Source organism: Paracoccus sp. NSM (assembly GCF_052379855.1).
GTDB lineage: Bacteria > Pseudomonadota > Alphaproteobacteria > Rhodobacterales > Rhodobacteraceae > Paracoccus.
The window spans coordinates 77,149-86,987 of sequence record NZ_JBQTCG010000013.1; the positions used below are offsets into that span (position 1 = coordinate 77,149).

The window sequence follows — 9,839 nt, forward strand, 5'->3', positions numbered from 1 at the left end:
CTCCTGAGAGGGCGGGACGCTACGGCCCGAGGTCAAAACAGATCGATCGACCCGCCTGCGGGAAGGGGCGCGGGTCGCGTGAGCGGGACGTCATGCGGATCGCTGAGGACCATCTGCTGTGCCCGGCCTGATCCGGGCCAGAAGCGGACGCGCCGGGCCTGCGTGCCGCCCAGACTATGGGCCCTGACCGCGATTCCCTCGCCGCTGAGGAAGGCCAGCGCGGCCTCGGCGTTGCGCTGGCCGATATCGGGCAGGCCTTGCAGCATGCGGGCCCCGCCAAAGAGCTTTGCGACAATATCCTCGCGCCGTCCGCCCATCTTGAGCAGACTGTTAACAAGCTGCTCCATCGCAGCCGAGGCGTGGCGGATATCGCGCGCGCCCGGCACGTCAGGCAGAAGAAAATGGTTCATCCCGCCGATCCGCCGGTTCGGGTCGTGCAAGCAGGCCGAGACGCAGGAACCCAGAACGGTCGTCAGCATGATGTCCGGTCGATCCGAGACGCGATGCTCGCCCTGGATGACATGCATGACCGGCCCCTCATGCGCCGTCATCGGGCGCGCCCCGCAAGCAGAGACCCGTTGCGGTAGCGCCCTGCCAACAACGCCGGGCCGATCTGTTCGATGGGCAGCACGGCCTCGGCCGCGCCTGCCTCGACGGCGGCTCTGGGCATGCCCCATATGATGCTGGTCGCACGATCCTGGGCGATGGTGTGGGCGCCCGCGTGGCGCAACGCCTGCATCCCGCGCGCGCCGTCCGAGCCCATGCCGGTCAGGATCGCCGCCGACAGCCGCGAGGCGAAAGGCAGCGCCGATTCGAACAGCGGATCGACAGCGGGGCGATGCCCTTGACAGGGCGGCAGGGCCTGCAGCGCACTGCGCGGCGTTGCGCGGCCGGCCACCGTCAGATGGCGTTCTGCATCGGCCGCGAAATAGATCGTTCCCCGCCGCAGCGGCTGATCGTCCAGCGCTTCGACGACACGGGGGCGGCATCTCAGGTTCAATCGTTGCACCAGCCCCGAGACGAACCCCTCGCGGATATGCTGAACCACAAGAGTCGGCGGGCAATCAGCGGGAAACGCCATGAGCACCGTCTCCAGCGCCGCGATGCCTCCGGTCGAAGCGCCAATCAGGACCAGTTCGGGCAAGATCGATTCGCACTTGGCCGCGTCACAGGGGGCCGACGGAGCGGCAAGCCGCAGCAGCAGGTCGTCCAACCCGTCAGCAGGCCGCAGCGGCACACATCGCGGCCGCGGCCGAAAAGCCGACGGGCCGGGCGCAGAGCCCTCCTCGGCATAAAGAAAGACCGTCGCCTCCAGCAGAACGGCAAGGCGGATCAGGCCCTCGATCTCGGGCTCGACCAGAAAATCCGCCGAAAGCGCCAGAATACGGGGCGCCAGTTCCTCAGCCAGAGGGAATGCCTCGGTCAGCGAGGCCGCCTCGATCACATCATGGCGCAACGGCCCGCGAAGCAGCTGCCTTCGGCGCGCGGCCTTCGGATCGGCCAGCAGCACGACCTGCCTTTGGCGTGCCTGTTGATCTGTGCCCCAATTCGTCATCGCGGCCTCCGCTGTTCCACGGGGGCAGTTTGGCATCATGCGGTAAACGAAGGGTTTCCCGGCGCGAGCAGGTTCCTGAAAATTTTTGGCGTCTTTCGAGAGGGCGGCAACCATCCCTTAACCGGTGCATGTCAACCTTGCGTCAAATGCGAGGCCGAGAATCTGCCCGGGAATGCCCGGCACGCCGGTCCGAACACCACGACGAAGGGGATCGTGCATGACAGAGCCTTTCATCCTGCCGGACCGTCTGGACAGCTCGGCCGCGCCCGCGCTGGTTTCCGCGCTAGGCCAAAGGGTCGGGCAGCCGTTGCAGATCGACGCGGCCGGGGTCGAGGTCATCGGCGCCCTCGCGCTTGAGGTGATCATCGCGGCCGGGCTGCAGTGGCAGGCCGACGGCCAGCCGCTGGCGATCACACAGCGCTCGCCCAGGTTCGAGGCAGCCTGCAACGCCTTGGGCCTGCAGGCCGACGCGCCTTGGATCGGCGCGGCGGGACGTGGCGCGGAGGGCGTCGCATGACGGTTCGCATCCTTGCGATCGACGACAGCCCCACCATGCGCAGCCTTGTCGCAGCCGCCCTCGAGCCGACCGGATTCGAGCTGCATCTGGCCGTGGACGGCGTTGCGGGCATCGAGTGCCTGACCCAGGCCGACCCGCATCTGGTCATCACCGACATCAACATGCCGCGCATGGACGGGTTCGGCGTGATCGAGACCATCCGGGCGACCACGACCCATGCCAGCATCCCGATCCTCGTCCTGACGACGGAAAGCGGCGCTGCGCTGAAAGACCGCGCCAGACGGGCAGGCGCAACAGGATGGATCGTCAAACCCTTTGACGATTCCCGCCTGATCGACACGATCAACCGCGTCCTGGGGATCTGAGCATGGCAGACATCGACACGTTGCGCCCGGCGTTTTTCGAGGAATGCGAGGATCTTCTCTCCCGCATGGGCGAAGGACTGGCCCAAATCCCTGAAGCCGCCGAGCGGCAGGATCTGGACCCGGTCCATGATGTTTTCCGGGCGGTGCATTCGATCAAGGGCGGCGCCGGCGCGTTCAGCCTGACGACGCTGGTCAATTTCGCCCACGCTTTCGAGACCGTTCTGGACCTGATGCGCGGCGGCAGCCTGTTGCCCGACAACGCAGCGATGCATACGCTTCTGCGCGCCTCGGATGTGCTGTCCGACCTGGTCGCCGCCGCCCGCGACGGCCATGACGAGCCTGCACAGATGGCGCCACTGCTACTGGAGCTGGACATCCTGGCCGAGGGCGGATCGGCCGAAGCCGACGAGCCCGATTTCGGCTTCCAGCCGATCAAGCTGGACTTCATGGCCCTTGACCTGCCCGAACCGCCCCCCGCCACCGACGCGGCGGGCTTTGCGGTGACGTTGACCCCAACCGCGGGCCTCTATGCGGCGGGCCACGAGCCGCTGTCGCTTCTGAGGGCGCTTGCCGATCTGGGGCAGGCCGAGGTCATGGCCGACCTGTCGGCAGTTGCGCCTCTGGCGGCGCTCGATCTGGCGCGACCGGGCCTCTGTTGGCGCATCGAGATTGCCACCGAAGATGAGGAACAGATCGCATCGGTCTTCGACTTCGTTGGCGATCTGGCCGATGTCGATATCACCCGCCTTGCGCCACAAGCCGAGGCCGTCGAAAGCCCCGCGCCGGGTCCGCAGCTGACGCTGGTCCCTGACCCGAAGCCCGATCTGCGCCCCGCCCGCCCCGCCGCCGAGGCCACGACCTACGCCACACCGGCCACGATCCGCGTCAACCTGGACCGGGTGGACCGGCTCATCAACCAGATCGGCGAGCTGGTGATCATGGAGGCGATGCTGTCTCAGGCGATCTCTTCGGCGGGTTTACGCGACGACAGTGACATTACCGGCACCCTCGAGGGCATCAAGCAGCTGGCCGCCAATATCCAGGAAAGCGTGATGTCAATCCGCGCGCAGCCCCTGAAATCAGTGTTCCAGCGGATGGAGCGGATCACCCGCGAGGCTGCGGACGCCACCGGCAAACAGGTCAAGCTGGTGATGACGGGTGAAATGACCGAGGTGGACAAGACCGTGATCGAACGGCTTGTCGATCCCCTCACCCACATGATCCGCAACTCGGTCGATCACGGCATCGAAGCGACCGGGCCCAGGCTGGCCTCGGGCAAGCCCGCCGAGGGTGTGATCACCCTGTCGGCGGCCCATCGCTCGGGTCGCGTAATCATCGAGGTTGTCGATGACGGAGCGGGGATCAACCGCCCTCGCGTCCGCGAGATCGCCGAGGAAAAGGGCCTGATCGCTCCGGGCGCGCAGCTTTCGCCGGCCGAGATCGACAACTTGCTGTTCCTGCCCGGATTTTCCTCGAAAGAGGAAGTGTCCGCGCTGTCGGGGCGCGGTGTCGGGCTTGACGTGGTGCGCCGCGAGATCCAGTCCTTGGGCGGCCGGGTCTCGATCCAGTCGAACCCCGGCCTCGGGACCAGCTTTACGATCGCGCTGCCCCTGACCTTGGCCGTGCTGGAGGGCATGCTGATCGGCGTCGGGCACGAGACTATGGTCCTGCCGATCTCCTCCATCATCGAGACGCTCGCAATGGGCAACCTGCAGATCCATCCTCTGGGGCGCACGGGCCGGTTGATCGCCAATCGCGGCGAGATGATCCCGATCATCGACCTTGCCGACTGCTTCGGGTTCGAGATCGCGCAGGACGAGGAACCCGGTGTGCTGATCCTGGTCGAGTGCGACAGCGGACGCCGCGCCGCCCTGGCCGCCGGCCGGATCTTCGATCAGCGTCAGGTCGTCATCAAGAGCCTCGAGGACAATTACGGCACCGTCCCCGGCATCTCGGCCGCCACGATCCTCGGCGATGGCCGCATCGCGCTGATCGTGGACCCCGAGGAACTGGTACGCCGCGCCGCAACCGAAGCCCCCGCCCTGTCACTCGCAGCGAATGGATAAGTGATGCAGCAGATGATCCTTCAGAACACGGCCAACCAAAGCGATTTCGTCTGCTTCCGGATCGGCGAGCAGGATTACTGCATCGAGATCGATGTGGTGCGCGAGATCCGCGGCTGGACCCCCGCGACGGTTTTGCCCTATGCGCCCCGACACGTCACCGGCGTGATCAATCTGCGCGGCGCAGTTGTCGCCGTCGTCGATCTGGCGGCCCGGCTGGGACTTGGCCGAACGGACCCGACGCCTCGGCATGTGGTGATCATCGTGGCTCTCGGCAGCCATACGGTGGGGCTGCTGGCCGATGTCGTCTCGGACATCATGGGCATCGACGAGGCCTCGATGAAGCCTGTTCCGGACGTCGCATCGGAGGGAACCAGCGGCTTCATCACCAATGTGATCACGCTCGAGGATGGGCGGATGCTGCGGCGCCTCGATCTGGGGACCGTGCTGCCAGCCAAGGGCAGCGAGGCCGCCTGATGACCAACCTGCCCCAACCGGGCCGATCCGGCGACACCCGGCTCGTGACCGGGGCCGTTCCGGACGTGGCCCGGGACCGCAGCCCTGCCGAAGGCGCGCTGTCGGACGCCGATTTCGACCGGGTCACGGCGCTGATCCACCGCGAGACGGGCATCCTGATCACGCATGCGAAGAAAAGCATGCTGGTCTCGCGCCTGTCGCGCAGGCTGCGGCATCACGGCCTTGCCAGCTTTTCCGATTACGTCGCCCTGCTGGAGGGACGGAGCGGAGGCGCCGAACGCCAGGCGCTTGTCTCGGCAGTAACCACGAATGTGACCAGCTTCTTCCGCGAGCCGCATCATTTCGAAGCACTTGCCGCCCTTGCGCCCGAGCTGATCGCGCGCGCGCGCGCCGGGGGGCGGGTGCGTCTCTGGTCGGCGGGTTGCTCGACCGGACAAGAGCCCTACAGCATTGCGGCGACACTCATGGCGATCGCGCCGGACATCGCACAGCTGGATCTGCGGATCCTGGCCACCGATATCGACCCGGTCGTCATCGAGACCGCACGCGCAGGCCTTTATGAACGCGACCTGCTGGGGGAACGCCCCCCCGGCCAGTTGCTGCGCTTCCTGCAGGAGGGAGCAGAGCGGAACCTTGTCTCGATTGCCGGGCCGCTGCGGTCGCTGATCCGCTTCGAGGTCCTGAACCTGCTGGAACCCTGGCCCTTCCACGGCCAGTTCGACGTCATCTTCTGCCGCAACGTGGTGATCTATTTCGACGTCGAGACACGGTTGACGCTTTGGACGCGCTTCGCCAGCAGGCTTCCTCAGGGCGGGACCTTGTTCATCGGCCATTCAGAAAGGATGGACCGGCAGCTTGACGGTCTCTTTTCACCCGCCGGCGTGACGCAATACCGCAGGACGGCCCTCGGCCTGTCCGACCCATCTTCCCGGAATGCCGAAGGAAAGGCCCCGAAATGTCCCTGAAATACTCGCTTACGATGATGGTGGTCGACGACATGACCGTAAGCCGCGCCCTTGTCGAACAGGCGCTGGACGAGATCGGCATCCGCAACGTACAATACGAAAAATCGGGCGAAGCGGCCCTGAGGCGGCTTGCCAGCAACCCCGTTCATCTGGTGCTGTCCGATTACAACATGCCCGGCATGGACGGTCTGACACTGCTTGAGAATTTGCGGATGAACCGCTCGACACAGCGGATCGGGTTCATCCTGATGACCGGCCGTGCAAGCTCTGAGATCATCACGCGCGGGCATTCCTTGGGCATGAACAACTTCATCAGCAAGCCCTTCACGACGGTCAGCCTGAAGGTCTGCATCGAAAAAGTGGTGGGCTCACTGTGATCTTCGCGGATGATGACGGCGGTTCCGAGCGGGACTCAATCGCTACACCGCCCGAGATTTCGGCGCGTGACCTGCTGGCCGCATGCGTAGCCGAGATGGACCGGCAAGCGGCCGCGATCGCCGATCTGGATACAGCCCTGGGGGGTGCACTTCTGGCATTGCGCAAGGCCCCCGGCACCGGTCCGGCCTTGTCGGGCCACGACATCACCGCGCTGCAACGCGCCGACCGGATCAGGCAAGAGGTCGATGGTGTCGCCCGAGCGCTTGGCCTGATCCTCAAGGCCGGATCGCTGACCGCCACCCTCGAAGGCAGGCACGTCAGGGCCTGCACCCCGGTCGCCGCCTTGCAGGACCGCCTGATGGGCTGAGGCGCTCTGGCGGGTGCGGCACCAAGGTCGCAGGTCAGAGCCTCTTTCGCTTTGGCCCGCCATCTGCTCATTTGCAGCAAGCAGGGTTCGGAGGAGAAGGCCGTGTCAGCCCCACGAGCAAGCGTCCATGGCTGAGCGCGCAAGACGCGTGCCTCGATGGGGCGGGCCGGTTGCAGTGGTGTCGCTCGCGCAGCTTTTCGGCACCTCGCTCTGGTTCAGCGCCAACGCCGCCGCAGACGGGTTGAAGCAGTCATGGGGCGCGGGGCCCGCAGACATCGGAGCACTGACCAGCGCCGTGCAGGCGGGGTTCATCATGGGCACCCTGGCGCTGTCCCTGCTGGGACTGGCCGACCGCTTTCGCGCCAGCACGATCTTCGTGGTCTCGGCCCTGACCGGAGCGTGTTTCAACGCAGCCTTCGCATGGATCGCGCATGACATCGCAACCGCGGCGCTGTTGCGCTTTCTGGTCGGTCTCAGCCTTGCCGGCATCTATCCGATCGGGATGAAGCTGATCGTCAGCTGGGAGCCCGCGCGCACCGGCCAGGCGCTGGCACTTCTGGTTGCAATGCTGACGCTCGGGACCGCGCTGCCCCATTTCCTGCGGCTTGGGGGTCAGGCGCTGCAATGGCAATGGATCATCACGGGCGCATCCGTCCTGGCGGTCGCAGGGGCCTGGCTGATCCATCGGCTGGGCACGGGGCCGCATCTGCCGCCTGCACGGACCACGCGTGCTTCGGTGCTGTCGGCTTTTACGATACCGCGCTTTCGGGCATCGGCCCTCGGCTACTTCGGCCATATGTGGGAGCTTTATGCCTTCTGGACCCTCGTGCCGTTACTGGTCGCGGCGACGGGGCTGGCCGCACATTTCCCGCGCTTCGGGGTGTCGGGACTGTCATTCTCGATCATCGCCGCAGGCGCGATCGGATGCCTTGCCGGAGGCATGCTGTCCCGCCGGATCGGCGGTGCCGCCGTCGCCTTGGGCGCACTGACGATCTCGGGCGGGTGCGCCCTGGCCTTCGTTCTGGGCTGGCAGACGCTGCCCAAGGGCTGGCTTATCGGAGTGCTGATGCTGTGGGGCGCCTCGGTCGTGGCCGATTCGCCGCAATTCTCGGCGCTTTCCGCGCAGGCCTGCCCCAAGGACATGGTCGGCGGCGCGCTTGCGATCCAGAACGCCCTGGGCTTCGGAATCACGATGATCTCGATCTCGGCGGCGACAGCGTTGTTCGACAGCCTCGGACCGGGGGCGGTCTGGCTGCTGATTCCCGGCCCTGTGGCAGGGCTGATCGGCTACCGCCTGGCGCTGAGGCCCGCGTGAGCCCGCAGAATGCGTCCAATGCTTCGGTTTTTCAAAGCCGCGTTAAACCGTCCTTTACACACCGTCAGTTAGCTTGGGCGCCGAGACCCTGACCCTCGGTTGTGGAGAATAGTGGGATGTTGTCGCTTCGAATGCCCGGTCGTGGGCTCGTCGGCCAAGCCGTCGATGTATTGCAGGCCAATGTCATGGTTGCCAATAAACGCTTGCGGATCACCTATGTGAACCCGTCCCTTCGCGCTTTCCTGCGCGCGGCAGAGGCTGAGTTGCGAAAAGACGTGCCGCAATTCAATGTCGACAAGCTGATCGGCACCAAGATCGACATCTTTCACAAGGATCCCGCGCGTCAGCGCAAGATGCTGGCCGCGCTACGGGACAGGCATCGCGAGACGATCCGGCTGGGCTGCAAGTCCTTCGACCTGCATGTCACGCCGATCCGGTCGCTATGGGGAATCCGCGGCTATGTTCTTGAATGGTCCGACGCCGACGTCCGTCTGGACAATTATGACATGGTCGAGCAGATGAGAGCGATCGGCCTGCGTCAGGGCAAGATCGACTTTGACCTGCAGGGTAACGTTCTGGGCGCGAACGAGACCTTTCTGAAAGTCATGGGCTACAGCCTCCCCGAAATTCTGGGCAAACACCACGCGATCTTCGTCGATCCCGTCGAGGCCCAATCGCAGGCCTACAAGGACCACTGGGACCGTCTGCGCACCGGCGAGGCCATCCAGTCAGAGTTCCGGCGCGTGAACAAGTCCGGCCGCGAGGTCTGGATCGAGGGGTCCTACACCCCGATCCGCGACGAAAAGGGCGATCTGGTCAAGATCACCAAGTTCTGTAGCGACATCACGGACAAGACCGCCTTTCTCGACACGATCGGCCGGGCGATCAATGCCCTCGCCGACGGAGATCTGGAACAGCGCGCACCGGTCCTGCGCATGTCGCCCCTGTTCGACAAGCTCTCGACCGACTTCAACGGCGCGCTGGACCGGCTACAATCGACGATGCAGCAGATCCGCGACCGGTCCCGCAACGTGCGCGGCCGCTCGCAAGAACTGCGACAGTCCTCGGACAGCCTAACGGGCAGGACCGAACAACAGGCGCGCTCAATCGATCAGAGTGCGGCGGCGCTGACGCAGATTGCCTCGACCGTGCAGCAGACGACCGAAAGCACCCGCGAGGCACGCAAGCTTGTGGGATTGGTGACGGAAAACGCTGACAATGTTTCGCATGTCATGCAGCAGACGATTCTTGCTATGAAGAGCCTCGAATCCTCGTCTGGCAAGATCGAGCGGATCATCGGCGCCATCGACGAGATCGCGTTTCAGACGAACCTGCTGGCTCTGAATGCCGGCATCGAGGCCGCCCGAGCCGGCGAAAGTGGTCGCGGTTTCGCAGTGGTGGCGCTGGAGGTTCGCGATCTGGCGCAGCGCTCCGCTGAAGCGGCGCAGGAAATCAAGCGCCTGATCGGCGAAAGCGCCAGCAATGTGGGCGAAAGTGTCTCTCTGGTGGATCAGACGGGGCAGGCCATCGGAAAGATGGCGCAAGGCATCTCGAGCATCCGCGAGATCGTCGTGAACATCGCCGAAGCTGCCGAGGAGCAGGCTGCGGGGCTGGCGCAGATCGCCTCAAGCGTGGATCGCCTGAACGAAGTCACGCAGCAGAATTCGGCCATGGCGCAAAGCGCGACGATGATCACCGGCGATCTGGACAACGACGCTGCACGTATGGACGAGATTCTGATGAAGTTCCGCCTCGGAGAGGGCAGCTCATCCTCCGCGCCCGAGCCCTATGTTAGCACCCTGCCCCTGAAACGCGTCGGCTGAGCGCTGAGCTGCTG

11 protein-coding genes are annotated in these 9,839 nt (G+C 65.3%); 9 read left to right on the top strand and 2 right to left on the bottom strand.

Translation table 11 applies throughout. The features are described 5' to 3' along the window. Positions 1-32: 32 nt before the first annotated feature. Together ACTZWU_RS14930 and ACTZWU_RS14935 are read right to left on the bottom strand one after the other, a co-directional pair. Positions 33-551, bottom strand: coding sequence for a chemotaxis protein CheD (locus ACTZWU_RS14930; RefSeq protein ID WP_444738156.1), 519 nt, complete (start codon positions 549-551; stop codon positions 33-35). Continuing rightward, positions 548-1,555 carry a CheB methylesterase domain-containing protein gene (locus tag ACTZWU_RS14935; RefSeq protein ID WP_444738157.1) on the bottom strand — a complete coding sequence of 336 codons (1,008 nt, stop codon included), beginning with the start codon at positions 1,553-1,555 and terminating at the stop codon, positions 548-550. The genes ACTZWU_RS14930 and ACTZWU_RS14935 overlap by 4 nt, the downstream gene beginning before the upstream one ends. Before the next feature lie 217 nt (positions 1,556-1,772). Between ACTZWU_RS14935 and ACTZWU_RS14940 the strand changes: the two genes are divergently transcribed. From ACTZWU_RS14940 to ACTZWU_RS14980, 9 genes are all read left to right on the top strand, one after another. Beyond that, complete coding sequence (locus ACTZWU_RS14940) at positions 1,773-2,072, top strand: STAS domain-containing protein (RefSeq protein ID WP_444738158.1); 300 nt, start codon at positions 1,773-1,775, stop codon at positions 2,070-2,072. Next, entirely contained in the window at positions 2,069-2,437 is a 369-nt protein-coding gene (locus ACTZWU_RS14945) for a response regulator (protein WP_444738159.1), read from the top strand. The genes ACTZWU_RS14940 and ACTZWU_RS14945 overlap by 4 nt, the downstream gene beginning before the upstream one ends. Positions 2,438-2,439: 2 nt before the next feature. Continuing rightward, positions 2,440-4,503, top strand: a complete 2,064-nt coding sequence (locus ACTZWU_RS14950; RefSeq protein ID WP_444738160.1) for a chemotaxis protein CheA — start codon at positions 2,440-2,442, stop codon at positions 4,501-4,503. Positions 4,504-4,506: 3 nt separating this feature from the next. Beyond that, positions 4,507-4,977: a chemotaxis protein CheW gene (locus ACTZWU_RS14955; protein ID WP_444738161.1), complete on the top strand. Its 471-nt coding sequence runs from the start codon at positions 4,507-4,509 to the stop codon at positions 4,975-4,977. Further along, on the top strand, positions 4,977-5,942 hold the full coding sequence (locus ACTZWU_RS14960) for a CheR family methyltransferase (RefSeq protein WP_444738162.1): 966 nt from the start codon (positions 4,977-4,979) through the stop codon (positions 5,940-5,942). Before ACTZWU_RS14955 ends, ACTZWU_RS14960 begins: the two co-directional genes overlap by 1 nt. Beyond that, positions 5,933-6,319, top strand: a complete 387-nt coding sequence (locus ACTZWU_RS14965) for a response regulator (protein WP_444738163.1) — start codon at positions 5,933-5,935, stop codon at positions 6,317-6,319. Before ACTZWU_RS14960 ends, ACTZWU_RS14965 begins: the two co-directional genes overlap by 10 nt. Before the next feature lie 95 nt (positions 6,320-6,414). After that, positions 6,415-6,687, top strand: coding sequence for a hypothetical protein (locus ACTZWU_RS14970; RefSeq protein ID WP_444738164.1), 273 nt, complete (start codon positions 6,415-6,417; stop codon positions 6,685-6,687). 127 nt (positions 6,688-6,814) lie between these two features. Continuing rightward, the gene (locus ACTZWU_RS14975) at positions 6,815-8,002 is read left to right on the top strand and encodes an MFS transporter (RefSeq protein WP_444738165.1); all 1,188 of its coding nucleotides are present in this window, start codon (positions 6,815-6,817) and stop codon (positions 8,000-8,002) included. Between the two features lie 101 nt (positions 8,003-8,103). After that, positions 8,104-9,825, top strand: coding sequence for a methyl-accepting chemotaxis protein (locus ACTZWU_RS14980; protein ID WP_444738166.1), 1,722 nt, complete (start codon positions 8,104-8,106; stop codon positions 9,823-9,825). Positions 9,826-9,839 lie beyond the last annotated feature (14 nt).